General features: G+C 37.4%; 20 protein-coding genes and 4 tRNA genes. 2 read left to right on the plus strand and 22 right to left on the minus strand.

Annotation, left to right across the window (positions count from 1 at the left end; genetic code table 11):
- Positions 1-164 precede the first annotated feature (164 nt).
- The 11 genes from rpoB to V4B18_RS06195 all read right to left on the minus strand — a co-directional run bounded on the left by rpoB (position 165) and on the right by V4B18_RS06195 (position 9,878).
- Positions 165-4,316, minus strand: coding sequence for a DNA-directed RNA polymerase subunit beta (gene rpoB, locus V4B18_RS06145; protein WP_455475567.1), 4,152 nt, complete (start codon positions 4,314-4,316; stop codon positions 165-167).
- A gap of 287 nt (positions 4,317-4,603) precedes the next feature.
- The gene (gene rplL / locus V4B18_RS06150) at positions 4,604-4,975 is read right to left on the minus strand and encodes a 50S ribosomal protein L7/L12 (protein WP_455475568.1); all 372 of its coding nucleotides are present in this window, start codon (positions 4,973-4,975) and stop codon (positions 4,604-4,606) included.
- A 101-nt stretch (positions 4,976-5,076) separates the two neighbouring features.
- Positions 5,077-5,595, minus strand: a complete 519-nt coding sequence (rplJ, locus tag V4B18_RS06155; protein ID WP_455475569.1) for a 50S ribosomal protein L10 — start codon at positions 5,593-5,595, stop codon at positions 5,077-5,079.
- 360 nt (positions 5,596-5,955) lie between these two features.
- A complete protein-coding gene (rplA, locus tag V4B18_RS06160) occupies positions 5,956-6,654 on the minus strand; it encodes a 50S ribosomal protein L1 (RefSeq protein WP_455475570.1) in 699 nt (232 codons plus the stop codon).
- 4 nt (positions 6,655-6,658) lie between these two features.
- Positions 6,659-7,087, minus strand: a complete 429-nt coding sequence (gene rplK / locus V4B18_RS06165; RefSeq protein ID WP_455475571.1) for a 50S ribosomal protein L11 — start codon at positions 7,085-7,087, stop codon at positions 6,659-6,661.
- A 147-nt stretch (positions 7,088-7,234) separates the two neighbouring features.
- Positions 7,235-7,765, minus strand: coding sequence for a transcription termination/antitermination protein NusG (gene nusG / locus V4B18_RS06170; RefSeq protein ID WP_455475572.1), 531 nt, complete (start codon positions 7,763-7,765; stop codon positions 7,235-7,237).
- Positions 7,766-7,785: 20 nt separating this feature from the next.
- A complete protein-coding gene (secE, locus tag V4B18_RS06175; RefSeq protein WP_455475573.1) occupies positions 7,786-7,998 on the minus strand; it encodes a preprotein translocase subunit SecE in 213 nt (70 codons plus the stop codon).
- A gap of 210 nt (positions 7,999-8,208) precedes the next feature.
- Positions 8,209-8,284 (minus strand) — tRNA-Trp (locus V4B18_RS06180).
- Positions 8,285-8,323: 39 nt separating this feature from the next.
- A complete protein-coding gene (tuf, locus tag V4B18_RS06185) occupies positions 8,324-9,499 on the minus strand; it encodes an elongation factor Tu (protein WP_455475209.1) in 1,176 nt (391 codons plus the stop codon).
- 190 nt (positions 9,500-9,689) lie between these two features.
- A tRNA-Gly gene (locus V4B18_RS06190) sits at positions 9,690-9,763 on the minus strand.
- Positions 9,764-9,794: 31 nt separating this feature from the next.
- A tRNA-Tyr gene (locus tag V4B18_RS06195) sits at positions 9,795-9,878 on the minus strand.
- 199 nt (positions 9,879-10,077) lie between these two features.
- On the opposite strand from V4B18_RS06195, the gene V4B18_RS06200 reads away from it, so the two are divergent.
- A complete protein-coding gene (locus V4B18_RS06200) occupies positions 10,078-10,908 on the plus strand; it encodes a TrmH family RNA methyltransferase (protein WP_455475574.1) in 831 nt (276 codons plus the stop codon).
- On the opposite strand, the gene V4B18_RS06205 is transcribed toward V4B18_RS06200, so the two are convergent.
- From V4B18_RS06205 to V4B18_RS06230, 6 genes are all read right to left on the minus strand, one after another.
- Complete coding sequence (locus tag V4B18_RS06205) at positions 10,887-11,645, minus strand: rhomboid family intramembrane serine protease (protein ID WP_455475575.1); 759 nt, start codon at positions 11,643-11,645, stop codon at positions 10,887-10,889. The genes V4B18_RS06200 and V4B18_RS06205 overlap by 22 nt on opposite strands.
- 538 nt (positions 11,646-12,183) lie before the next feature.
- Complete coding sequence (locus V4B18_RS06210; protein WP_455475576.1) at positions 12,184-12,579, minus strand: DUF2155 domain-containing protein; 396 nt, start codon at positions 12,577-12,579, stop codon at positions 12,184-12,186.
- 90 nt (positions 12,580-12,669) lie between these two features.
- Positions 12,670-13,068, minus strand: coding sequence for an NADH:ubiquinone oxidoreductase subunit NDUFA12 (locus V4B18_RS06215; protein ID WP_455475577.1), 399 nt, complete (start codon positions 13,066-13,068; stop codon positions 12,670-12,672).
- A gap of 174 nt (positions 13,069-13,242) precedes the next feature.
- Entirely contained in the window at positions 13,243-14,742 is a 1,500-nt protein-coding gene (gene gatB / locus V4B18_RS06220; protein ID WP_455475578.1) for an Asp-tRNA(Asn)/Glu-tRNA(Gln) amidotransferase subunit GatB, read from the minus strand.
- A gap of 125 nt (positions 14,743-14,867) precedes the next feature.
- The gene (gene tig / locus V4B18_RS06225; protein WP_455475579.1) at positions 14,868-16,295 is read right to left on the minus strand and encodes a trigger factor; all 1,428 of its coding nucleotides are present in this window, start codon (positions 16,293-16,295) and stop codon (positions 14,868-14,870) included.
- A 138-nt stretch (positions 16,296-16,433) separates the two neighbouring features.
- Positions 16,434-16,516: transfer RNA gene (locus tag V4B18_RS06230), tRNA-Leu, on the minus strand.
- A 165-nt stretch (positions 16,517-16,681) separates the two neighbouring features.
- Between V4B18_RS06230 and trmFO the strand changes: the two genes are divergently transcribed.
- Positions 16,682-18,085 (plus strand): methylenetetrahydrofolate--tRNA-(uracil(54)-C(5))-methyltransferase (FADH(2)-oxidizing) TrmFO, encoded by a 1,404-nt coding sequence (gene trmFO, locus V4B18_RS06235; protein WP_455475580.1) that lies wholly within the window; start codon positions 16,682-16,684, stop codon positions 18,083-18,085.
- Positions 18,086-18,716: 631 nt separating this feature from the next.
- On the opposite strand, the gene V4B18_RS06240 is transcribed toward trmFO, so the two are convergent.
- The 5 genes from V4B18_RS06240 to trkA form a co-directional block, all read right to left on the minus strand.
- Positions 18,717-18,995 (minus strand): HU family DNA-binding protein, encoded by a 279-nt coding sequence (locus V4B18_RS06240; RefSeq protein ID WP_455475581.1) that lies wholly within the window; start codon positions 18,993-18,995, stop codon positions 18,717-18,719.
- Between the two features lie 220 nt (positions 18,996-19,215).
- A complete protein-coding gene (gene lon / locus V4B18_RS06245; protein ID WP_455475582.1) occupies positions 19,216-21,639 on the minus strand; it encodes an endopeptidase La in 2,424 nt (807 codons plus the stop codon).
- Between the two features lie 189 nt (positions 21,640-21,828).
- On the minus strand, positions 21,829-23,103 hold the full coding sequence (clpX, locus tag V4B18_RS06250; RefSeq protein WP_455475583.1) for an ATP-dependent Clp protease ATP-binding subunit ClpX: 1,275 nt from the start codon (positions 23,101-23,103) through the stop codon (positions 21,829-21,831).
- Between the two features lie 185 nt (positions 23,104-23,288).
- Positions 23,289-23,921: an ATP-dependent Clp endopeptidase proteolytic subunit ClpP gene (gene clpP, locus V4B18_RS06255; RefSeq protein ID WP_455475584.1), complete on the minus strand. Its 633-nt coding sequence runs from the start codon at positions 23,919-23,921 to the stop codon at positions 23,289-23,291.
- Between the two features lie 921 nt (positions 23,922-24,842).
- The gene (trkA, locus tag V4B18_RS06260; protein ID WP_455475585.1) at positions 24,843-26,219 is read right to left on the minus strand and encodes a Trk system potassium transporter TrkA; all 1,377 of its coding nucleotides are present in this window, start codon (positions 26,217-26,219) and stop codon (positions 24,843-24,845) included.

The following is a 26,219-nucleotide window of genomic DNA, read 5'->3' on the forward strand; positions in this document are numbered from 1 at the left end:
CTTCAAAGATTCTTAAAACCTGTTGTAATAACTCTTTAATTTTATCACAGATCTTAATTTAAAACCTGTTTTTACTTTTTAAACCGTCTGCGTTATTTTAATAGAAATTTCTTTGTCTAGTCTTTCAAGACAATTAGAGCGCACTATTAATGCGCTCTATGAATTTACTGTTCTGTTGTATCAGATGATTCTCGTTGTGCAATAAGCTCACGCGCATCATCAAGTTCTACATTAAGAGCAAGTGAACGCATCTCTTTTACCAACACATTAAAGCTTTCGGGTATACCCGCCTCAAATGTATCGTCACCACGCACAATCGCCTCGTAAACTTTCGTTCGGCCTGCCACGTCATCCGATTTAACGGTCAACATCTCCTGCAAAGTATAGGCAGCACCATAAGCTTCAAGTGCCCAAACCTCCATCTCACCAAAACGTTGACCACCAAATTGTGCCTTACCACCTAATGGCTGTTGCGTAACAAGAGAATAAGGCCCTATCGAACGAGCATGAATCTTATCGTCAACTAGGTGATGCAATTTAAGCATGTAAATATACCCTACCGTCACCGGACGATCAAAAGGCTCTCCAGTACGGCCATCATAAAGCGTAACCTGTCCTGAACTATCCAAACCTGCATCTTCTAACATCATGTTAATATCAACTTCATGAGCTCCATCAAAAACAGGCGTCGCAACCGATACACCTTTTCTCATCTGCAACGCCAATTTATAAAGACTTTCATTGTCATACTGACGTACTGGCTCATTACGGTCGTTATCAGGAATGAAATCTTCTATACGCTGACGTAAAGGGAGGATGTCTCCAGTTTCTTGGTAAAAATCTACTAATTCACCAATTTTTTTTCCCATACCTGCACAGGCCCAACCAAGATGCGTTTCAAGAATTTGACCAACATTCATACGACTAGGCACACCAAGCGGATTCAATACGATATCAGCATGTGTTCCATCTTCAAGAAACGGCATATCTTCTATTGGAAGAATACGCGATACAACACCTTTGTTACCGTGACGTCCCGCCATTTTATCGCCTGGTTGAATTTTGCGCTTCACAGCCACAAAAACCTTTACCATTTTCATCACGCCGGGAGGCATTTCATCACCCCTTTGAACCTTTTCAACTTTGTCCATAAAACGGCGTTGCAATGCTTCTTTTGATTCATCATACTGTTTGCGTAAAGCCTCAATTTCATTCTGTAGCTTTTCGTCTTCAACAGCAAATTGCCACCATTGTGAACGTGGATAGTGCCCCATAACTACACTATCAAGCTTTTTATCCTTTGAAAATCCTTTTGGCCCCTCCACAGCAAACTTGCCTGTTAACATATCAGTAAGACGTGCATAAACATTACGGTCAAGAATTGACTGCTCATCATCACGATCTTTAGCCAAACGTTCAATTTCTTCACGCTCAATCGCCATCGCACGCTCATCTTTTCCAACACCATGACGATTAAAAACACGAACTTCAACAACAGTTCCAAAAGTCCCAGGAGGCATTCGCATAGAAGTATCACGAACATCTGAAGCTTTTTCCCCAAAAATCGCACGCAAAAGCTTTTCTTCCGGCGTCATGGGACTTTCACCTTTTGGTGTAATTTTACCAACCAAAATATCACCAGGTTGAACTTCAGCACCAATATAAATAATACCAGCTTCATCAAGATTCCTTAACGCCTCTTCCGCAACATTAGGAATATCGCGCGTAATTTCTTCTGGTCCAAGCTTTGTATCACGCGCAGCAACTTCGAATTCTTCAATATGAATTGAAGTAAAAACATCATCTGCAACTATGCGCTCAGAAAGCAAAATAGAATCTTCATAATTGTAACCATTCCAAGGCATAAATGCCACAAGAACATTCCACCCAAGAGCTAAATCACCAAGATCTGTAGATGGACCATCCGCAATAATATCACCCTTTTCTATTCGATCACCAACATGCACAAGAGGACGTTGATTAATGCAAGTAGATTGATTCGAACGCTGAAATTTTTGCAGACGATAAATATCAACACCAGATTTTGAAGGATCTAAATCCTCTGTAGCACGAATAACAATACGTGTTGCATCAACTTGATCAACAATACCACTACGCTTTGCAGCAATAGCAGCTCCCGAATCGCGTGCAACTATTGATTCCATACCTGTACCAACAAATGGAGCTTCGGCACGTACAAGTGGAACTGCCTGACGTTGCATGTTTGACCCCATCAAGGCACGATTCGCATCATCATTTTCTAAAAACGGAATAAGAGCAGCGGCTACTGAAACTAACTGTTTTGGGGAAACATCCATCAAATCAACAAGATCTCGCGGCGTCATCAAAACTTCACCTGCATGACGACAAACAACAAACTCTTCCGTAAAACGACCTTCTGCATCCAATGACGAATTAGCTTGCGCTACATAATGCTTTGCTTCTTCCATAGCAGAAAGATAAATAACTTCTGTTGTTACCTTACCATCAATAATTTTGCGGTATGGACTTTCAATAAAACCGTATTTATTGACCCGTGCAAACGTTGCCAAAGAATTAATCAGACCAATATTAGGACCTTCAGGTGTTTCAATCGGACAAATACGACCGTAATGCGTAGGGTGTACGTCACGAACTTCAAAACCTGCACGCTCTCTGGTCAAACCACCCGGACCAAGAGCTGAAAGACGACGCTTATGGGTAATTTCCGATAGTGGATTGGTTTGATCCATAAACTGTGATAATTGCGAAGAACCGAAAAATTCACGAACAGCTGCTGCTGCAGGTTTAGCATTAATCAAATCTTGTGGCATAACTGTGTCAATTTCAACCGATGACATGCGTTCTTTTATCGCACGCTCCATGCGAAGCAAACCAATGCGATATTGATTTTCCATCAATTCCCCGACCGATCGAACGCGACGATTGCCAAGATTATCAATATCATCGATCTCACCACGACCATCACGCAACTCAACCAACATTTTAACAACAGCAAGAATATCCTCTTGACGTAAAACACGCACTGTATCTGGACAATCAAGCTCCATACGCAAATTCATCTTAACACGCCCAACAGCTGAAAGATCATAACGCTCCGGATCAAAAAATAATGAATGGAACATAGCTTCTGCTGTATCCATTGTCGGTGGTTCACCTGGACGCATCACTCTATAAATATCAAATAATGCATCTTGCCGGCTCTCATTTTTGTCTACTTTTAAAGTATTACGAATATACGCTCCAACATTCATGTGATCGATATCAAGAATGTTAATTTGATCAGCTTTAACATCGAACAAAATCTTTAATGTCTTTTCATCAATTTCATCACCAGCTTCAAGATAAATTTCACCCGTCTGATAATTAACTATATCTTCCGCTAAATAAGACCCTAACAAATCATCTTCACTGATTTTAACCGCTTTTAGACCTTTTTCTGCCAAAGACTTTGCAGTACGAACCGTTAACTTTTTACCAGCCTCAGCAACAACTTCACCGTTATCTGCGTCAATAAGATCAGAAATAAGCGTTATTCCTTTAAAACGATCAACCGAATAAGGAATGCGCCATCCATCTCCATCCCTCTCATAAGTAATTTTATTATAAAAAGTTGACAAAATATCTGATGCATCCATGCCTAATGCCATCAAAAGACTCGTAACTGGAATCTTACGCCGTCTATCAATACGAGCATAAATAATATCTTTAGCATCAAATTCAATATCAAGCCAAGATCCACGATATGGAATCACACGTGCAGCAAAAAGCAACTTTCCTGATGAATGCGATTTTCCTTTATCATGATCAAAAAAGACGCCTGGAGAACGATGCATCTGTGAAACAATGACACGCTCAGTACCATTAATGATAAAAGTCCCATTTGTCGTCATTAAAGGCATGTCGCCCATATAAACGCCCTGCTCTTTAATGTCTTTAATATCCTTTGAACCAGTATCTTCATCTACATCAAAAACAATTAAGCGTAATATAACCTTTAATGGTGCCGCATAAGTTAAATCGCGCTGACGGCATTCTTCAACATCAAATTTTGGTAAATCAAATTCATAGCCAACAAATTCAAGCATGGCCGTACCAGAAAAATCTGAAATAGGAAATACTGATTTAAAAACAGCTTGTAAGCCTTCATTTGGACGCCCACCTTTCGGTTCCTCAATCATGAGAAACTGATCGTATGACGCTTTTTGAACCTCAATAAGATTCGGCATCTCTGCTACTTCAGGGATTTTACCAAAAAACTTGCGTACACGCTTACGACCATTGAATTGAGATGTCATCGCTAGGGTTTGAGCCATCGTCGCTCCTCGATCTTTACTCTTCAAGGTAGACTAAACCTTGAAAGCCTTACATCATTAACCTGCATATGCAGACCTGTTCACTTGACACCCGATAATGAGCATCACTAAATTATCCCATTAACCACCAGCCATTTACTTAGGCTTAAAGATAAGGGATATAAAAATAAAATCACATTCACCACAATCATTAAACTATTGATGAAAGAATTTTATCTATCTCCTTCTTTTTTTTTTCAAAAAAGAAAGAAATTGGCGAACATAAATGCTCGCCAATAAATTTAAATTTATTTAAGTTCAACTTTAGCACCAGCAGCTTCAAGTTGAGATTTAATTTTTTCTGCTTCATCTTTAGAAGCACCCTCTTTAATAGGCTTAGGCGCTCCTTCAACAAGATCTTTAGCCTCTTTAAGACCAAGCCCTGTAAGAGCACGGACTTCCTTAATAACATTAATCTTTTGAGCGCCACCTTCAACAAGAATAACATCAAATTCTGTTTTTTCTTCAACAGCTGGGGCAGCAGCACCACCAACAGCAGCAACTGCAACAGGAGCAGCTGCTGAAACTCCCCATTTTTCCTCAAGCAACTTAGAAAGCTCCGCAGCTTCCAAAAGAGTTAAATTAGAAAGGTCTTCTACGATCTTCGCTAGATCAGCCATTTTTAAATTCCTTCAATTAAAAAGTTTTAACCACAGTTTAAATTTATTCAAAAAATAGAAAAACATTAAGGCCTTTCCATCAATATGAATACAAAACAACCTTAAGCAGCCTTGCCCTCCTGAGCATATGTACCAATAACACGTGCAACTTGGCTAGCAGGTGCATTAACAACCTGAGCAATACGAGTTGCAGGAGTAGAAACCATACCCACGAGTCTTGCTCGCAATTCATTCAATGAAGGCAATGAAGCCAAAGACTTCACAGCATCTACACTCAAATTGACTGCCCCCATCGAACCGCCAAGAATGACAAATCGATCATTATTTTTTGCAAAATCAACAGCAACTTTTGGTGCTGTAACTGGATCTTCTGAATAAGCAATAAGAGTCTGTCCAGTAAACAAATTCATTATTGATTCAGATTCCGTGCCCTGAAGAGCGATTTTAGCAAGACGGTTTTTGGCTACCTTAACAGCACCACCAGCTTCATTCATTTTTGAACGAAGATCGTTCATCTGCGAAACTGTCAAACCAGAATAATGCGCAACAACAACAGAACCCGACTTTCTAAAAGCCTCATTCAGCCATGTAACAAATTCGCGTTTTTCCGCTCTATTCACTTGTCTCTCTCCATTTAACAGATTTATTAAAATAAATCTGTTGGTTACCTTTGATAGTACAAATATTTATACTATCGATGAGGATCCTGTCCCCTTTTTCACGCATAGCGATCAAAGGTAACCTTGGCTCAAACTTTTTAAGTCTTTTAACTCTACAGTTTTTACCCCAGTCTCATGCAGGCTTTTATATTAAGATACTCAATGTATCACCCACAATCTCGGACAGGATATCCGGATTTTTCTTCCGGTATAACCTAAGCTCAACAAAGCTTAGATAACAAAATACCGATAAAAATCGATACCCTAAATAAAATTTTGATATTCATACACCAAAAACAAACTTATAAACCAAACTCATACTTACTCTGAACGAATCGTTGCAGGATCAACTTTAATTCCAACCCCCATCGTTGAAGAAACCGCAACACGCTTAATATATTCACCTTTTGCACCTTGCGGCTTAGCTTTAACAACCGCATTAGCAAAAGCTTTAATATTTTCTACTATTTTCTCAACTCCAAAAGAAGCCTTACCTATACCAGCGTGCACGATACCAGCTTTTTCTACCCGAAATTCAACAGCGCCACCTTTAGAAGCTTTAACAGCACCGGAAACATCAAGTGTCACAGTGCCAACTTTTGGATTCGGCATCAAACTCCGTGGACCGAGAATTTTACCAAGACGACCGACTAAAGGCATCATATCAGGCGTTGCAATGCACCGATCAAAATCAATCACACCATTATTAATGCTTTCAAATAAATCTTCAGCTCCCACAACATCTGCACCAGCATCCTCAGCTTCTTTAGCTTTATCCCCACGTGCAAAAACAGCAACACGAACATTTCTCCCAGTTCCATTAGGCAAATGAACAACACCTCGAACCATTTGATCTGCATGACGAGGATCAACACCTAAGTTCATTGAGACCTCAATTGTCTCATCAAACTTCGCAACTGCACGCTCTTTAACCATAGAAACAGCATCTACCAAAGCATAAAGCTTATTAAACTCAATACCTTTACGAATATTTTTTATTCTCTTTGCTACTTTCACCATAACATTAGCCCACCACTTCTAAACCCATAGAGCGAGCAGAGCCTTCAACCATACGCATCGCCGCCTCAATGTCATTTGCATTAAGATCTTTCATCTTTATTTCTGCAATCGAATGAATTTTATCACGAGAAATGCTCCCTACAGAAACTTTCCCTGGTTCCTTTGAACCAGATTTTAAATTTGCTTCCTTTTTTAATAAAAACGATACTGGAGGAGTTTTTAAAGAAAACGTAAAAGATTTATCTTGATAATAAGTAATAATAACAGGTATCGGTGCACCTTTTTCCATTTCTTGCGTTGCCGCATTAAACGCTTTACAAAACTCCATAATATTAATACCACGCTGACCAAGAGCTGGACCAATCGGTGGAGATGGGGTAGCAGCCCCTGCAGGAACCTGCAATTTTAACTGACCTATACTTTTTTTTGCCATAATAATCCGCCTTCAATTTAACAGTATACTGACAACTGATCTTGCCAGCTACCTGTAGCAGTTGTGTGGTCTGGATCATAAAGCCGACAAAAGCCAAAAATCACCTCCCACTGATTACTTAAAGTGACTAACCCACTCTAAACCTAATCAAAGTTTTTCAACCTGACTAAACTCCAAATCAACAGGTGTAGGACGTCCAAAAATTAATACCTCGACTTTAAGACGAGAACGCTCTTCCTCAACCTCTTGAACAATACCATTGAATGAGACAAATGGCCCATCAGCAACTCGAACTTGCTCACCGACCTCAAATAACACAGAAGATTTCGGAGATTCTACACCTTCCTGAACTTGTTTAAGAATTTGCTCAGCTTCCCGATCAGAAATTGGAACAGGACGTGAATCCGAACCTAAAAAACCCGTTACTTTAGGAGTATTTTTAATGAGATGGTAAACCTCATCTGTCAACTCAGCACGAATAAGAACATAACCAGGAAAAAATTTACGCTCAGTATCAACTTTACGACCACGACGTATTTCAACAACGCGCTCAGTTGGAACAAAGATCTTTTCAAATAGATGATCAAATCCTTTTTGCTTAGCCTCTTTACTGATAGCTTCCGCTACCTTCTTTTCGAAATTTGAATACGCCTGAACGATATACCAACGAGCAACCACAATCACACTTCCCTGCACTATCAACTAAAAAGATATTTCAGAAGATCAATACTCCACCACACACTAAAATGCATAACCTGATCTACGACAAAAAAGAATACTGAAGCCAATGCAGCAACCAATAATACCATAACAGTAGAAATCACCGTCTCACGACGCGTGGGCCACTTCACTTTAGCTACTTCTGTATAAACCTGTTTTAAAAAGGTAATTGGATTGGTTTTAAATGCCATCAGTCACACTATATTCTTTTTAGCCCTGTTATGATTAATACAATAAAATGAACGCAATGAAAACGTAAAAAACGATCTTAAACCTCATGTGGCTCTCTTATTTTTCTACTCAATAACGATTCACGCACAAAAAAACAAGCCCCATACGAAAAAAAGCAAAGAAGGCAGTTAATGCCCACCTTCTTATTAGCAAAATTCATACTTCATTCTTGGCAGGGGCAGCAGGACTTGAACCCGCGACCTGCGGTTTTGGAGACCGCCGCTCTACCAACTGAGCTATACCCCTATCTTTAATGATCTAAAATAGCTCCTCAACAATCATTATTTATTCAATAATTTTAGAAACGATACCTGCACCAACAGTACGGCCACCTTCACGAATAGCAAAACGAAGCTTTTCTTCCATTGCAATCGGAACAATCAAAGAAACATCCATAGCGACGTTATCACCAGGCATAACCATTTCAATTCCTTCTGGAAGCGAAACAATACCTGTCACATCCGTAGTGCGAAAATAAAACTGTGGGCGATAATTCGTGAAAAAAGGCGTGTGACGGCCACCTTCATCTTTCGTTAAAATATAAGCCTCGGCTTTAAACTTAGTATGCGGGGTAACCGAACCGGGTTTTGCCAAAACTTGACCACGTTCAACACCTTCACGATCAACACCACGAAGAAGCGCACCTATATTATCACCTGCTTGCCCTTGATCCAAAAGTTTGCGGAACATCTCAACCCCTGTAACCGTCGTTTTAGAAGTTGGACGAATTCCAATAATCTCAATTTCTTCACCAACTTTTATAACACCACGCTCAACACGACCGGTGACAACTGTTCCACGACCAGAAATTGAAAAAACATCTTCAATCGGCATCAAAAATGGCTGATCAACTGGACGCTCAGGAGTTGGGATATAATTATCAACCTCACTCATTAAAAGGCGAACTGCATCTTCACCAATGCTTTTATCTGTATCTTCAAGAGCTGCCAATGCAGAACCTTTAACGATTGGTATATCATCTCCTGGGAAATCATACTTTGATAAGAGCTCACGGACTTCAAGCTCAACAAGCTCCAAAAGCTCAGCATCATCAACCTGATCAACCTTATTAAGGAAAACAACAATTGCAGGAACACCAACCTGACGTGCTAACAAAATATGCTCACGCGTTTGAGGCATTGGACCATCAGCTGCAGAAACAACCAAAATCGCACCATCCATCTGAGCAGCGCCCGTAATCATGTTCTTAACATAATCCGCGTGCCCTGGACAATCAACGTGTGCATAGTGCCGATTTTCCGTTTCATATTCAACATGCGCTGTAGAAATGGTGATTCCGCGCGCACGTTCTTCTGGCGCCGCATCAATTTGATCATAGGCTCGAAATTCACCAAAATACTTCGTAATCGCTGCCGTTAATGAAGTCTTCCCATGATCAACGTGACCAATCGTACCGATATTAACATGCGGCTTCGTACGTTCAAATTTGCTCTTTGCCATCGCTGTCAATCTCTTGTTTATAGCGCCATAAGGAACAGGCTTACATAACTCAAATTAACCGAACTAATACATAAATTCGATAATAAAAACTGTTAGACGAAAAAATCTCGCCAAATTTATGATAGAACACCCGTTGACCATGTTCATTCATACAATTGTCAACAACTCACTAAAGCTATCAACAACTCACTGGAGCGGGTAGCGGGAATCGAACCCGCATATTCAGCTTGGAAGGCTGCTGCTCTACCATTGAGCTATACCCGCACGTTCATTTCACATGTTATCTTTTGATGCATGGTGGAGGGGGTTGGATTCGAACCAACGTAGCATACGCAACGGATTTACAGTCCGCCCCCTTTAACCACTCGGGCACCCCTCCATTACATCAACAAAACTGTGCGACGAAACATCATCCACAACCATTTTTGACCACCTAATCAATACTGGCTGCGAAGCGGTTATGACGGTTAGTATCGTATCTGTCAACAAGATAAATACAATTTTGCGCAATTTTTTAAAGAATAATTAAAATTATAATTTTTTATCCACTTTATATTGTTAACAAGCTATAAAAAGGTATGAAAGAAAAAATATCTAAAGATTCTCATTACGCTCGTTTACGTCGAAGATACCGCAATACAAAAAATTCATTATCTTCGTCTACAACACATTTGAAACAAAAAAACTTTCCCTTAAAACAAGGAGTAATTTTTCTTTATGGTATTCACGCGGTTTATGCAGCTTTAAAAAATCAAAAAAGAGTTTTTAAACGCCTCTATGCCACACAAAATGCTTTAAAACGATTAAGCATATCAGAATCGGATTTGTCCTGTCCCATTACTTTATGCTTACCAAAACAACTCGATGAACTTGTTGGAAATGATGCAGTTCATCAAGGTGCTGTTTTAGAGGCTGAACCCCTAAAATCATACCGGTTATCTGAATTAACAAATACAGATCTTGTTATTGTAATGGATCAAATTACCGATCCGCATAATGTCGGGGCTATTATGCGTTCTGCAGTTGCGTTTAAAGCTGGGGCACTCATCACCACTTGTCGCCATTCACCCCAAGAAAATGGTGCTCTTGCTAAAGCAGCTTCTGGAGCTTTGGAACTGATTGATTATATCACTGTAAAAAACCTTGCCGGAGCACTTCAAGAACTCCATAAAGCAGGCTTTATCAGTTTTGGACTCGATTCAGAAGGTGACCTACCGTTAGAAACAGCGCTAACAGGACAAAAAATTGCTCTTGTTTTAGGAGCAGAAGGAAAAGGCTTACGCAAAAAAACACGTGAAACTGTTTGCGCATTAACACGCCTTGATATGCCTGGGAGTATAAAATCATTAAACGTCTCAAATGCAGCAACAATAGCGCTTTATGCAGCTCATAAATATCTTAGATCATAATTTTCACTTTGCCTTTTGCCTTGCGATATATCAAAAAAACCAACTAATAGAAAACCTGAAAAAAGCCCGCCAATATGCGCCTCCCATGCTATTAAAATCTTATTTTCTTCAAACAAAGAAGAGGAAATACCTATGATAAAATTACTAATCAGCCACACACTAACATAAACAAGTACAGTCCTCGAACAAAGCGCTTTTCTAATAGATAACAAAGAGCCGAAACGTCTTCTATTTTGTACATTTCTATCAAAGTGGACAAAGGAAAAATCATACCGTGCAAAAGCTCCCATCATTCCAAAAACCACACCTGATGCTCCTACAAGCGGCATCGCACTATCTTGATTAAATACAAGATAAGTTAACGCAGAAATAACCGCCGTCACTACCCAAAAAATTAAAAAACGTAAACCACCAAAATGGCTTACCAAAGGAGAACCAAAAATCAAAAACCAAATCATGTTAATAGCAATATGTTCAAAATTACTGTGCATGAATGAATAACTGACAATGGTATAACAAAACCCTAAAGGATCGGTCTTGAACAACACTGGTATAAATGAAAAAAATTCAAAGCTTTCAATATAAAGCTGATAAGGAAAAAAATATTGAAGAATGAAATAAATACAAAAACAAAATACGATCAAAACAACTATAATAAATGGAATATTCAATAATGATTCTTTAGGTCGTTTTGGCAACAATGGGCTATTATCGTATTGGTGATCAACATTTCTCATTGTTGAGAATCTCATATTCTTTATAAAATTAATAATTTTTGTATAAAATAGACGTGCAAATTTTAATAATAAAAATTTTTACACTTAACATTCTTTTAGTTTCTATTCCCAAATATTGAATGATTTTATATAAAAATATTTATGACCTATACAAAGTACAAAAAGAGAAATATCGAAAACATTATTCACAAAGTTACTATATCATAGATACCATAGCAAACTCAAATTGATATCATGCAAATCAGACAAAATTTTTATTATATTAATAGTATAGATCTTATTGCTAATACCTTTAATCTACCTTTCAATTAAAATGAAAAAGCAACTTGCCATTAAATAAAAAACTTAATATCTATTTATATATTCTATGTATAATAATGATAATTATAGTTTATAAATCTAGCATTTAACACTCTTATAAAACCTATTAACAAGTGCAAAATAAATGATTTACTTACAAAATAAAAAGTAACAACGTTAAGCGCTTATTTAATTTTAGCATTTTATTTTTACAACTTTAAGAAACAATTTTAAAAGTTTATTTGCAATCTTTTAACCAGACATCATAAATAGGGTGTTCTACAGCATTTAAGCCAGGACTATCTGCAAACATCCAACCTGTAAAAATACGCCGCACTTTTTTATCTAATGTTATCTCATTAACTTCAACAAAACCAGTTGTATGAGTTGGCTCATCTTTAGAACTTGTATAACATGCTCGTGGTGTCACTTGTAAAGCTCCATATTGGTAAACTTCACCAAGAGAGACTTCAAAACGAGTAGTCTGACCACTAATTTTATCAAGACCTGCAAAAACAGCAATTCCATTACTAATACGCTCAGCCTTCACTTCATTAACGAAAGACAAAGCTATTATTCCTATAAAACAAGCACAATAAATGTGCCTTAATCTTGGCATGATAAAAGAATTCATAACATCAAATCAATTGTGTCTAAAAAAATAGTTTTTATTATAGCTTATAGCAAAATAAAAAAATACATTCACCCGCTTAATCAAAATACCTTATGCTTTCGGTGACCATGCATCATAATCTTCATGCACATAAAAACGTTCACCGTCGTGAGCAATAGATCCCTTTGGTCTATAAGCTGCACTCGTCCCTGTCATATTTGCAACATGAGGTTTCTCCCATTCATATGATTGGTAATTTTCCTGCATGGGTGATATATCACAACGATGATGAATCCAACCATGCCATCCTGGTGGAATAGTAGAAGCCTCAGAGTAATCTTTATAAATCACCCAACGGCGCGGATAACCGTCTTTATGATAGCCTCCTTCATAATAAACATTCCCAAACTGATCTTCCCCTATACGCTTACCTTTGCACCAAGTAAAGAAGCGTGTATTGATGGTATTGCCATTCCACCATGTAAAGACTTGCTTTAAAAAACCAGCCATCCTCTATTCCATTTCTTAGATACCCGTAAAATAAACCTATTATAATGCTTAAAATTTGTAAAAACAAAAAGTATTAGTAAATTTGCGAATGATCCTGATTAACAAAAACTCTTAATTCTTATTTCTCAGCTAAAAAGAAAATATCATATTTATGAATTTTTCTTTATCTCATAATTAATCTATGCCAAGCTTCATCTTAACCAATTCATTAACAATTTGAGGATTTGCCTTACCACCTGTTGCTTTCATCACTTGTCCAACAAACCAACCAGCTAATGCAGGCTTTTGTTTTGCTTGCGCAGCTTTATCAGAATTATTGGCAATAATTTCATCAACAGCTTTCTCAATAGCTTTTGTATTGGTTACCTGTTTCATATTGCGCTCTTCTACAATTTGATGCGGATCTCCCCCCTCATCCCAAATAATCTCAAAGAGATCTTTAGCAATTTTTCCAGAAACAGTTCCTTCTTTTATAAGATCAATAATAACCCCTAATTGACTTGGCGTCACTGGTGCATCCTTAATCTCACGGTTATTTTTATTTAAGGCACCCAAAAGATCATTAATCACCCAATTAGCCACTATTTTCCCATCACGCCCACATGCAACCTCTTCAAAATAATCAGCAATAGCTTTTTCTGTCACAAGAATGGAAGCATCATACGCTGTTAACCCCATCTCATGAATAAAACGCATTTTCCTTTCATCAGGCAATTCTGGTAATTCCACCGCCAAAGCGTCCACAAACGCTTGATCAAATTCTAATGGCAAAAGATCAGGATCAGGAAAATAACGATAATCATGCGCTTCTTCCTTTGAACGCATCGATCGCGTTTCACCTTTAGCAGCATCAAAAAGTCGAGTCTCTTGATCTATTACACCACCATCCTCTAAAATCGAAATTTGACGACGCGCTTCATAATCAATCGCTTGACCAATGAATCGAATAGAATTAACATTTTTAATTTCACAGCGCGTGCCAAATTTTCCACCAGGACGACGAACTGATACATTAACATCTGCACGCATGGAACCTTCATCCATATTACCATCACAGGTACCCAAATAGCGAACAATTGTACGTAACTTTGTCATATAAGCTTTAGCTTCATCAGATGAACGCATATCTGGTTTAGATACAATTTCCATAAGAGCAACACCAGAACGATTAAGATCTACAAAAGACATAGTTGAGTGCTGATCATGCATTAATTTTCCAGCATCTTGCTCAAGATGCAACCTTTCAATTCCAACTTCAATGTCTTCAAACTGACCCTTTGAATCTGGACCAACAGATATGATAATCTTCCCCTCACCTACAATTGGATATTGAAATTGCGAAATTTGGTATCCCTGCGGTAAATCTGGATAAAAATAATTTTTACGATCAAAAACAGATCTTAGGTTAATTTTAGCCTTTAAACCTAAACCAGTGCGAACTGCTTGACGTACACATTCCTGATTAATAATGGGTAACATTCCCGGCATAGCAGCATCAACGAGCGACACATTATTGTTTGGCTCAGCACCAAATTTTGTCGATGCGCCTGAAAAAAGCTTTGAATTTGATATGATCTGCGCATGAACCTCCATGCCAATGATGACTTCCCAATCACCTGTAGTTCCAGAAATAAAACGCTTAGAATCAGGAATACGCGTATCAATGATTTTCATTGCCAATCCACTATCAATATAAAAAACATACCCGATGGCTAATCTAAAAACACAACAAGTGCAAGCCTAGAATATAATTAATATAAAAGCCCGACTTTATCGAGCTTATTTTATTGGCATAAATATTAATTTTTTTTAGACGCTTTCTTTTTGGCTGAAGCTTTTTCTGCACTTTTTTCTTTTACTGTAGATTTTTTCTTTGCTGGTTTTGCTTCCGTTAAATCTAATTCAGCTTGCTCTTTCATCAATTCTTCAACTGTCACTTCTTTATCTATAACTTTTATCCGTGCCAGCAAATGATCAATAACCTTTTCTTCAAAAATTGGAGCACGTAAATTTGCAACAGCCTCTGGAGTATTACGAAAAAACTCCATAATCTCCTTCTCCTGTCCAGGATACTGTCTAACCTGATCAAAAACTGCCGCCCTTAACTCATCCTCACTTACTTTAATGCCAACCCTCATTCCAATTTCAGAAAGCACCAAGCCAAGGCGGACACGACGCTGTGCAAGCGCACGGTATTCTTCCCGTGCTTGCTCTTCCGTAACACCTTCGTCTTCAAAACTTTTACCAGCCTTTGTTAAATCATTATTAACCTGAGCCCATATATTGTTAAATTCAATTTCCAAAAGTCCTTCAGGAATTTCAAAGCTATAATCAGTATCTAAAGCATCAAGAATTTGACGCTTAATTTTTTGACGCGTCATTGAACCATACTGACTCTCAATTTGCTCACGAACAACTTCTCGTAAACGATCCAAAGATTCTAAGCCAAGTTTTTTGGCTGCTTCATCATCAATTTTCAATTCATCTGGCTTAGAAACAGCTTTAACAGTTATATCAAACTCTGCATCTTTACCAGCTAAATGTACAGCACCGTAATCATTTGGAAATTTAACAGAAATTGTTTTGGTATCGCCTGCTTTTACACCAACCAACTGCTCCTCAAAACCAGGGATAAATTGCTTTGATCCTAAAATCAGTTGCGCATCATTATCTGCGCCACCTTCAAATGGAGCACCTTCAATTTTGCCCAGATAATCTATCGTAATACGATCACCCTCTTCAGAAGAAGAGTCTTTTAGAGAATAATTACGCGTGGAAGAAAGAACGCGTTTCACCTGCTCATCAACTTCTTCTTCAGGAATGGTTGCAATCTCACGAATAATCTCAATATGCTCAAAATCTTTAATTTCAAAATTTGGTAAAATCTCATATTTTAAACTGAAAACAAAATCGACTTTACCATCCAGAACCTTTTCATTTTCATCTATATCGATTTGCGGCTGCATTGCTGAACGTTCATTACGGTCAGCTAAAATAGAGCGGGGAGCATCACTGACAATCTCATTAAGAATTTCTGCCATAAAAGACTTGCCGTACATTTTGCGCAAGTGTCCAGCAGGCACTTTACCAGGACGAAAGCCATTAATCCTGACCTTACCCTTAGTATCATCCAACCGTTCATTCAATTTTTTTTCTAAATCTCTCGCCGGAACCACGATCTTAATTTCGCGCTTCAGTCCTTCATTAAGCGTCTCGGTAACCTGCATCAAACAACCTTCATATTTTAAAAGGAGAGGGATAACCCCACTCTAACAATAATAACATTTTCAACACTATAAGCGTTAAATCACTATAACACAGATTTCAAAATACGTAGAAATCTGTAATATCAAAAAAATTTGTTTTGGTGCGGATGGAGGGACTCGAACCCCCACGGTTTCCCGCCAGAACCTAAATCTGGTGCGTCTACCAATTTCGCCACATCCGCTCAATTTTACAAACCAATAATCTCATGTAAGCGGCGTTTCTATATCATTAATTAAAGAAAAAAAGCAAACAAATATATTTAAAAATCTCAATATCCGTTTTTCTTACAAAGAAAAAAACAAAATCTATGCTTTTCAGACGGAGTAACTTTCGCTAAAAGCAGATTATGTCAAACACATTTAATATCCCAATTCATATCATCGGTGGTGGTCTTGCAGGCTGTGAAGCAAGTTGGCAAATTGCCCAATTAGGGATTCCTGTTATTTTGCATGAAATGCGGCCACAAAAAAAGAATGATGCACATAAAACAGATAAGCTTGCAGAACTCGTTTGTTCTAATTCGCTTCGTTCTGACGATTCATCAACAAATGCTGTAGGCCTTCTACATGCAGAAATGCGATTAGCAAAATCCCTGATCATGAAGACTGCAGATGCTAATAAAGTACCTGCCGGAGGTGCACTTGCAGTTGATCGCGATGAATTCTCAAAAACCGTTACAGCTACACTTGAAAGTCATCCTCTTATAACTATAAAACGTGAAGAAATTCAAGAAATTCCTGAAGATTGGCATCACATTATCATTGCAACGGGGCCCCTTACCTCACCAGCACTAGCTCAAACAATACAAGCAATAACTGGGACAGAAGCGCTTTCTTTTTTTGATGCTATCGCGCCTATTATCCATACTGAAAGTATCAATATGGACATCTGCTGGTATCAATCACGTTATGATAAAATCGGCCCTGAAGGAACAGGAAAAGATTACATTAATTGTCCTCTTGATAAAAGACAATATGAAGCATTTATTCAAGCATTAAAAAGTGCGAAAAAGATAGAATTCCGCGATTTTGAAAAAGTACCCTATTTTGATGGATGCTTGCCAATCGAAGTTATGGCTGAGCGCGGACTTGAAACCTTAAGACATGGTCCCATGAAACCCATGGGGTTAACGAATGCTCACAATCCCGAAATTAAAAGCTACGCTGTTGTTCAATTGCGTCAAGACAATAAACTTGGAACCCTTTATAATATGGTAGGTTTTCAAACAAAACTGAAATACGGTGAACAAATTCGCATTTTTAGAATGATTCCCGGTCTTGAAAAAGCAGAATTTGCACGCCTTGGTGGGCTTCACCGCAATACTTATCTTAACTCACCAGTGCTTCTTGATAAAACTCTTCGTTTAAAACAAAGGCCTAAATTGCGTTTTGCTGGACAAATTACGGGTTGTGAAGGTTATGTAGAATCATCCGCAATAGGGCTTCTCGCTGGGCGTTTTGCTGCTGCTGAATATAACCATAACTGCCCCTCTTTACCACCACCAACTACAGCATTTGGAGCTCTTTTAGGCCATATCACTGGTGGTCATATCGTAATTGAAGAAACAGAAAGACGATCGTTTCAACCAATGAATATCAATTTTGGACTTTTTCCACCAATTGTTTCTATTAATAACTCAAAAAAAGGCTCATCGAATAAAGAAAAAAAATTAGAAAAAAAACAAGCTATAACAACCAGAGCTCTCACTGATTGTCTTCAATGGTTAACAAATGGAGAAAAAAACACCTAACCAATCGTCACTTTCATTTTTTTATGAAATATATATCGCTCATTTTTTGTTTAATAGCTGAATATCGTAATATAACAAAAGGAACTCTAAAACTTTTATAATGTTAGTATAATGCTGGATATTTTTAATCAACAAACATTAAATACAATATAATTATATTGAAGCACCTATTAAGCAATATAAAAATTTCAAAAACCTCTGTTGGTGTTAAAAAAGAGATATAAAGTACACTTCAAACCTTAAAAAAACTAATAACGATGTGAAATATACTGCGATAGTAACAACCATTACATATATACTAAATATACATCCATACAAACAATATTAACACAACATCAGCACTTTGATCATAATTTATCCCCCCCCCTCAACCCAAAATAAAAGTACCGTTACCACCACAAGCATAGTAAAAGCAAAAATCCTATTTACAATCTACATTCTTCTCTACAGCTAAATAGTTTATAAAGTACTGAGATAAACATATTCACATACAAAACATATAATAAAAACCCTAGAATACCCTCCTGAAAGTACTCATGAAATTTATGCAAGCACACGCTGAAAAATTTATAGAGACATCTCTGAAAAAACCCGCTTATCAATAAATCGGGTTTTTTTAGTGCAACTTAAATTACTTTTTATTAACAGCTTCTTTAAGACTTTTTCCTGCAGAAAATTTAGGTACTGAACGCGCAGGAATCTCAATTTCAGCACCAGTTGAAGGATTACGCCCTTTTGTAGCAGCACGATGAGAAACTTCAAAAGAACCAAAACCTGGAAGACGAACATCATCTCCGGAAGCCAAAGCTTCTGTTATAGAAGCAATAAAAGCATCAACCATAGAACCAGCTTGCGCTTTCGAAATACCTGCCTTTTCAGCAACGGAGTTAACTAATTCACTTTTATTCATTGAACATTTCCTTTCCCTATATTATCAGGTGATATAATCCAACCAATCATTGATTAGTTTATTTAAAAGTACAACAAACAGAAGTCTTATTTTTATCCAAAACACTGTTTTCTTAGTAAAAATCATAGTTATTCACGGAATTTTTCATTTTTTTCACAATAAAAAAACAAAAAATACGAAACAGTCTCTGCAATTTTAAAAATACAGCTACAAACTTAAATCAATGAGCAATCTGCATTCCTCCATTGTCATTCTCTGTCTTGACAGTAGCAGTCACAGTATGAGGTTCTGTCCATTCAATCGCTTCAGGAAAACGAACCAAAGCATGTTTGAGAACTTCACTCACATGATTTACCGGAATAATTTCCATATTATTTTTTACATCATCGGGAATATCGATTAAATCTTTTGCATTTTCTTCAGGAATAAGCACTTTCTTTATTCCTCCCCGAAGAGCTGCAAGAAGTTTTTCCTTTAACCCACCAATTGGCAAAACACGTCCGCGTAAAGTAATCTCTCCAGTCATCGCAATATCTTTGTGCACAGCAATCCCTGTTAATATCGAAACAATTGCCGTAACCATTGCAATCCCAGCAGATGGTCCATCTTTTGGTGTAGCACCTTCTGGAACATGAACATGAATATCACGTTTTTCAAAAATCGGCGGCTCAATACCAAAATCAATCGCACGAAAGCGCACATAAGATGCAGCTGCAGAAATTGATTCTTTCATAATATCACGCAAGTTCCCAGTAACCGTCATCTTACCCTTGCCTGGCATCATAACACCCTCGATAGTCAGCAATTCTCCACCCACCTCGGTCCATGCAAGCCCAGTAACAACACCAATCTGATTTTCGCCTTCAATTTGATTACAACGGTAACGCTTAACACCTAAAAAATCGCCAATATTATCTTCTGTAATCTTTACGGATTTTTGATGAGTCTTAAAAATTTTTGTAACCGACTTACGCGCCATTTTCATCAATTCACGCTCAAGATTACGGACACCTGCTTCACGTGTATAAAATTGAATAATTGACCTTATGGCATCATCGGATACACTAAATTCTCTCTTAGATAAACAATTATCCTTCAACGCCTTTGGTAAAAGATGCCGCTTAAAAATTTCTACCTTTTCACGTTCAGTGTAACCAGCAATACGAATAATTTCCATTCGATCCATTAACGGCCCTGGGATATTAAGTGTATTTGCTGTTGCAACAAACATGACATCAGAAAGATCGTATTCTACTTCTAAATAATGATCAACAAAAGTGCCATTCTGTTCAGGATCAAGTACTTCTAGTAAAGCTGAGGAAGGATCTCCACGAAAATCTTGTCCCATTTTATCAATTTCATCGAGCAAAAAAAGCGGATTAGACTTCTTAGCCTTTTTCATAGACTGAATAATTTTACCAGGCATAGACCCAATATAAGTTCGACGATGCCCACGAATTTCCGCTTCATCTCGCACCCCGCCTAATGATATACGGACATACTCACGACCTGTCGCTTTCGCAATAGAACGCGCAAGAGATGTTTTTCCGACACCTGGAGGCCCTAACAAACAAATAATAGGACCTTTTATTTTTGATGCTCGACTTTGTACCGCTAAATATTCAACAATCCGCTCTTTAACTTTTTCAAGACCAAAATGCTCGTTATCCATAACTTTTTCAGCAAAACTCAAATCATTTTTAATTTTTGATTTTTTATCCCAAGGTATTGCTAAAAGCCAATCAAGGTAATTACGCACAACGGTTGCCTCTGCAGACATAGGAGACATATTGCGTAATTTTTTTAGTTCTGCGGTAGCCTTTTCACGTGCTTCTTTTGAAAATTTGGTCTTTGTGATACGTTCTTCTAATTCAGATAATTCATCACGACTATCATCACTCGCTCCTAACTCCTTCTGAATAGCCTTCATCTGTTCATTAAGATAATATTCCCGTTGATTCTTTTCCATTTGCCGTTTAACATGCGAACGGATACGCTTTTCAACCTGCAAAACAGAAATCTCTCCCTCCATGAAGGATAGAATGCGTTTAAGACGATCGCGTATAGGCAATAAAGCCAACATTTCCTGTTTTTCTGAAAGTTTAGTCACCAAATGTGAAGCAATCGTATCAGCAAGCTTAGAGGGATCATCGATCTGACTAATCGCATTGACAACTTCAGGAGAGATTTTCTTATTAAGCTTTACATAATTTTCAAAATAAGCAATCACAGAGCGAGAAAGAGCTTTAATCTCAACGATATTTTCCTGAAATTCTTCTGGAATAATTGCAAAAGCTTGATGATAATCTTCATTTTCAGTAAATTGATTAATTTTTGCACGCGCGGTTCCTTCAACCAAAACCTTTACGGTTCCATCAGGAAGCTTTAAAAACTGAAGAACATTAGCAAATGTACCAATATCATAAATATCTTCTGACTTTGGATCATCATCAGAAGCATTTTTCTGCGTAACCAACAATATCTGTTTATCAGATTCCATCGCCTTCTCAAGGGCACGAATTGATTTCTCTCGTCCCACAAAAAGCGGCACAATCATATGCGGGAAGACAACAATATCGCGAAGAGGCAAAACAGCATAAAGCTCTTCTCTTACCTCACTCGTCTTTTCATCAATATATTGCATAACTCTCCTTTCTGGAGCCTATGATCTATCCACTACACAAGCCCGCCTTTATAAAATCCTCCAGTCTTTTACAACGCATGAAATGATAACTGCAAGCATATAAATCAAATACTCTATGTCTGTAATATCCCAAAACATCCACTCTTAATGATACTGTTGTTATTTTCGTTATTTTCATACCGAACAATGTTATGCTGATACGTTTTCCTTATCTTCCACACGTTCTGAATATAGGTAAAGAGGACGCGCTTTTCCATCAACAACATCACTTGAAATTACCACTTTTTGAACACCTTCAAGAGCCGGTAACTCAAACATAGTTTCAAGAAGTATTTTTTCCATAATAGAACGTAAACCGCGTGCACCAGTTTTCCGTTCAATAGCCTTCTTAGCAATAACCCGTAAAGCATCTTCGTGAAATGTCAATTCAACATTTTCCATTTCAAAAAGACGCTGATATTGCTTCACCAACGCATTTTTTGGCTGTGATAAAATTTGAACAAGCGCATTAACATCCAAATCCTCTAGGGTAGCAACAATAGGAAGGCGACCAATAAATTCTGGTATCAAACCAAATTTTATAAGATCTTCAGGCTCTAAATCACGAAAAATCTCACCTACACAACGCTCATCAGGAGCCTTAACAGTAGCGGCAAAACCAATAGAAGTTTTTTCACCACGTCCAGAAATAATCCGTTCCAAACCAGCAAAAGCACCTCCACAAATAAATAAAATATTTGTTGTATCAACCTGAAGAAATTCTTGCTGCGGATGTTTACGCCCCCCCTGTGGAGGCACAGAAGCAATTGTCCCTTCCATAATTTTTAATAATGCTTGTTGAACACCTTCCCCTGAAACATCTCTTGTAATGGAAGGATTATCTGCTTTACGAGAGATCTTATCAACCTCATCAATATACACAATGCCACGCTGTGCACGCTCAACATTGTAATCTGCAGCTTGAAGAAGTTTCAAAATAATATTTTCAACATCTTCACCAACATAACCTGCTTCAGTCAACGTAGTCGCATCAGCCATAGTAAAAGGTACATCGATAATACGTGCCAATGTCTGTGCTAAATATGTTTTACCACATCCCGTTGGACCAACAAGAAGAATATTGGATTTTGCCAATTCAATATCATTGCTCTTAGACTGATGCGCAAGCCGCTTATAGTGATTATGGACAGCAACAGAAAGAACGCGCTTTGCATGCCGCTGACCAATAACGTAATCATCAAGAACTGTTATAATTTCCTGTGGAGTAGGAACACCATCACGTGCCTTAATCCCAGAAGATTTATTTTCTTCACGAATAATATCCATGCAAAGCTCTACGCATTCATCACAAATGAACACAGTAGGCCCCGCAATGAGCTTACGCACTTCATGCTGACTTTTGCCGCAGAATGAGCAATAGAGAGTATTTTTTGATTCGCTCCCGCTATTGCCAATTTTGCTCATTTTACTTTCCTTTCACCACGGTATATGAAGACTTCATCTGTTCAAAGGAAGTTTTTCATCATACCAACTATAAAGACATATACAAAACCACGCGTCGCGCATCACAATAGTTTAGGTATTTTCTATTATTTTACGATATCCTTACAAAACTCTTTATTTAAAGTAGCTCTTTTTTATAAAAAATCTTAATCTTTTTCTTCTTTTTCAGTCTCTGCACGATATTGTATAACATCATCAACTAAGCCAAATTGCTTTGCTTCTTCTGCTGTCATAAAATGATCACGATCGAGAGTTTTTTCAATAATTTCATAATCTTGACCTGTATGTTGAACATAAATTTCATTTAAACGTTGCTTCATTTTTATGATATCTTGCGCATGCCGTTCAATATCTGAAGCCTGACCTTGAAAACCACCTGATGGCTGATGTACCATAATACGTGCATTTGGCAATGTAAAACGGTGACCTTTTGCTCCAGCTGTTAAAAGCAATGATCCCATAGACGCTGCCTGTCCCATGCAAAGTGTAGAAACAGGAGGACGAATAAACTGCATGGTGTCATAAATTGCCATACCAGATGTCACTACACCACCTGGTGAGTTAATATAAATACTAATTTCTTTCTTAGGATTTTCCGCTTCCAAAAAAAGCAATTGCGCGCACACAAGCATCGCCATACCGTCTTCAACAGGACCATTAATAAAAATAATCCGCTCTTTTAAAAGACGAGAAAAAATATCATAAGCCCGCTCGCCACGATTAGTCTGTTCAACCACCATAGGAACAAGACTTAATGCTGTTTTCATTGAATCACTCATATTTTCACTTTCACTAATATAATAATCGCTTTTATGCATTCAATGCCTTTAACCACAGGCTAACATGACTCTCTTATGCAAACCACAATCAAAACTATTTAAACAAAATTAAAATTCCATTTGTTAAAATAACAATAACGATCATACCTAAACAAATCGTAAGTACCAAAACTATAAAGCACTGCTCAACGGATAAAAATTTTCTTTTTGAAATCTTTAAGTGATCTTTACCTTTCTGTGTATATAAAATCTCAACAAACGTGAACTCGCGAACACTACAACGCAAAAACTGTATTTAACTTTTTACTTAATTCAACAACAATAAACTTTTTTATTTTATAAAAATAAAGTTGATTAATCACACAATACCACTATTGCCAATATTTAAATTCCAAAGTCTCCCAATAAAACCAGTATTTTTTTTCTTTAATCAAAATAGTTTCCAAATACGACATTTACATTTTAGCTAATTAAAAACGATCTCTTACCCACCTCATAACTATCAAACAACCTTTATAATAAGATTATAGGATGGCAAATCAAATGTAGAAGCTTTCTTTTTATAGAACATTTTTTCGCAAACCACATTTTATTCATGTCTATATGAAATTGCTTAACTAGGTAAATATCTGTATCCGATCAATCACTTTACCTATATTTTATCAATATAATATGAAAAAAAATCCAAAAACTGAACAATTATCCTATTGACCATACAGAATTTGACACCAAAGAAACAAACCATCAAATTTGATAAAACTAATTCGGATTTACGCACTTCACTACAAATAAAACATGATTAATTTCATTATAACTAACTGAAAAATTTAATATTTTACTCTCTTATAACCATTAGATAAATAAAATTTCTCGATTCATCTTAATTGTTTACGATAATGTATCAAGATTACAAGTTATATATTAGAAATATTCTAAACTTACTCTAAATAATTGTTCAACATCACGAACACTATCAGCAAGAGCAAAAATGACTATCCGATCACCAGATAAAATGCGTGTATCCGCCGAAAGCTGTATTATAGTTTTATTACGATAAATCGCACCAATCCTTAAACCACCTGACAAGTCAAGCTCCGACAATGTTTTACCAACCAATGAAGATGTTTGCATTACTTCAGCCTCAATAATCTCTGCCTGACCATTAAAAACTGAGTGAACAACACGAATACGCCCACGGCGCATTTGTTGCAAAATTTTTGATATAGTAACACTATGAGGATTAAGATATGCATCTACACCAACTGCTCGACTAAATTCTTGGTAAGCAACATTATTAATCAACACCATATTAGCTCTACAACCCAATCTTTTAGCAATAATAGCACTTAAAAGATTAACCTGATCTTGATTAGTCAACGCAATCATTAAATCAGCCTGACCAATTCTAGCCTCTTGAAGGATCACTGGATCTAATACATTACCGTATAAAACCGTCGTTTTTTCGAGTTGATCGGCAATTGTTAACGCTCTCTCCCTTTGCAATTCTATAACTTTTAACTTTGATTTATGTACTCGTTGTTCAATAGCCTGAGCAACATAAAGACCAATATGACCACCCCCTGCAATAATCATGCGATGCGCATCCTGTTCTTTATGACCAAAAAGTCCAACCGCACGGCGCATCTGATCACGGGCTGCAACAAGATAGGTCACATCCCCAACACGTAATTGTGTCTCTGAGTGAGCAATCAATAATTCTGATCCACGTTTTATAGCAGTAACCGTTGTGCAAAGATCTGGAAAAAGCTCTGTTAACTGACGCAAAGGAGTATTAATAACTGGACAATCTTCCATACACTCTAAGGCTAACGCAACAATATCATCATTGCAAAAATAAAGAACATCTATTGCACCAGGTAAAGCAATACGACGCAAAACCATTTCACCAACTTCAACTTCTGGCGAAATAACCATATCAATGGGTATATTTTCTCTGGAAAAAAGAATTTTATAATACGATTCTAAATAAGATTGTGAACGAATACGCGCTATTTTTGTTGGAATATTAAACAATGAGTGCGCCACCTGACAAGCCACCATATTGACTTCATCCAACAAAGTCACCGCAATCAACATATCAGCTTTATCTGCGCCTGCAGCTAAAAGTACTTCAGGATGTGAACCGTGGCCAATAAAACTTCTAACATCCAATGTCTCACTAATTTTTTCAACTAATCTCGCTTCAATATCAATAACGGTAACATCATGATTTTCAGCAGCAAGACGTTCTGCTATTCCATAACCGACCTGTCCTGCTCCACAAATAATAACACGCAT

This window comes from Bartonella sp. B17 (genome assembly GCF_053795755.1).

Excerpts from the sequence above, each read along its gene's own strand:
- clpP (WP_455475584.1), bottom strand. The coding sequence starts at position 23,921 with ATGAGTGATTCAATGAAAACAGCATTAAGTCTTGTTCCTATGGTGGTT.
- rplK (WP_455475571.1), bottom strand. The coding sequence starts at position 7,087 with ATGGCAAAAAAAAGTATAGGTCAGTTAAAATTGCAGGTTCCTGCAGGG.
- lon (WP_455475582.1), bottom strand. The coding sequence starts at position 21,639 with ATGCAATATATTGATGAAAAGACGAGTGAGGTAAGAGAAGAGCTTTAT.
- V4B18_RS06240 (WP_455475581.1), bottom strand. The coding sequence starts at position 18,995 with ATGAATAAAAGTGAATTAGTTAACTCCGTTGCTGAAAAGGCAGGTATT.
- tuf (WP_455475209.1), bottom strand. The coding sequence starts at position 9,499 with ATGGCAAAGAGCAAATTTGAACGTACGAAGCCGCATGTTAATATCGGT.
- secE (WP_455475573.1), bottom strand. The coding sequence starts at position 7,998 with ATGGCATTTAAAACCAATCCAATTACCTTTTTAAAACAGGTTTATACA.
- clpX (WP_455475583.1), bottom strand. The coding sequence starts at position 23,103 with ATGAGCAAAATTGGCAATAGCGGGAGCGAATCAAAAAATACTCTCTAT.
- rpoB (WP_455475567.1), bottom strand. The coding sequence starts at position 4,316 with ATGGCTCAAACCCTAGCGATGACATCTCAATTCAATGGTCGTAAGCGT.
- trkA (WP_455475585.1), bottom strand. The coding sequence starts at position 26,219 with ATGCGTGTTATTATTTGTGGAGCAGGACAGGTCGGTTATGGAATAGCA.
- V4B18_RS06215 (WP_455475577.1), bottom strand. The coding sequence starts at position 13,068 with ATGGCTGGTTTTTTAAAGCAAGTCTTTACATGGTGGAATGGCAATACC.
- V4B18_RS06200 (WP_455475574.1), top strand. The coding sequence starts at position 10,078 with ATGAAAGAAAAAATATCTAAAGATTCTCATTACGCTCGTTTACGTCGA.
- gatB (WP_455475578.1), bottom strand. The coding sequence starts at position 14,742 with ATGAAAATCATTGATACGCGTATTCCTGATTCTAAGCGTTTTATTTCT.
- rplA (WP_455475570.1), bottom strand. The coding sequence starts at position 6,654 with ATGGTGAAAGTAGCAAAGAGAATAAAAAATATTCGTAAAGGTATTGAG.
- V4B18_RS06210 (WP_455475576.1), bottom strand. The coding sequence starts at position 12,579 with ATGAATTCTTTTATCATGCCAAGATTAAGGCACATTTATTGTGCTTGT.
- tig (WP_455475579.1), bottom strand. The coding sequence starts at position 16,295 with ATGCAGGTTACCGAGACGCTTAATGAAGGACTGAAGCGCGAAATTAAG.
- trmFO (WP_455475580.1), top strand. The coding sequence starts at position 16,682 with ATGTCAAACACATTTAATATCCCAATTCATATCATCGGTGGTGGTCTT.
- rplL (WP_455475568.1), bottom strand. The coding sequence starts at position 4,975 with ATGGCTGATCTAGCGAAGATCGTAGAAGACCTTTCTAATTTAACTCTT.
- V4B18_RS06205 (WP_455475575.1), bottom strand. The coding sequence starts at position 11,645 with ATGAGAAATGTTGATCACCAATACGATAATAGCCCATTGTTGCCAAAA.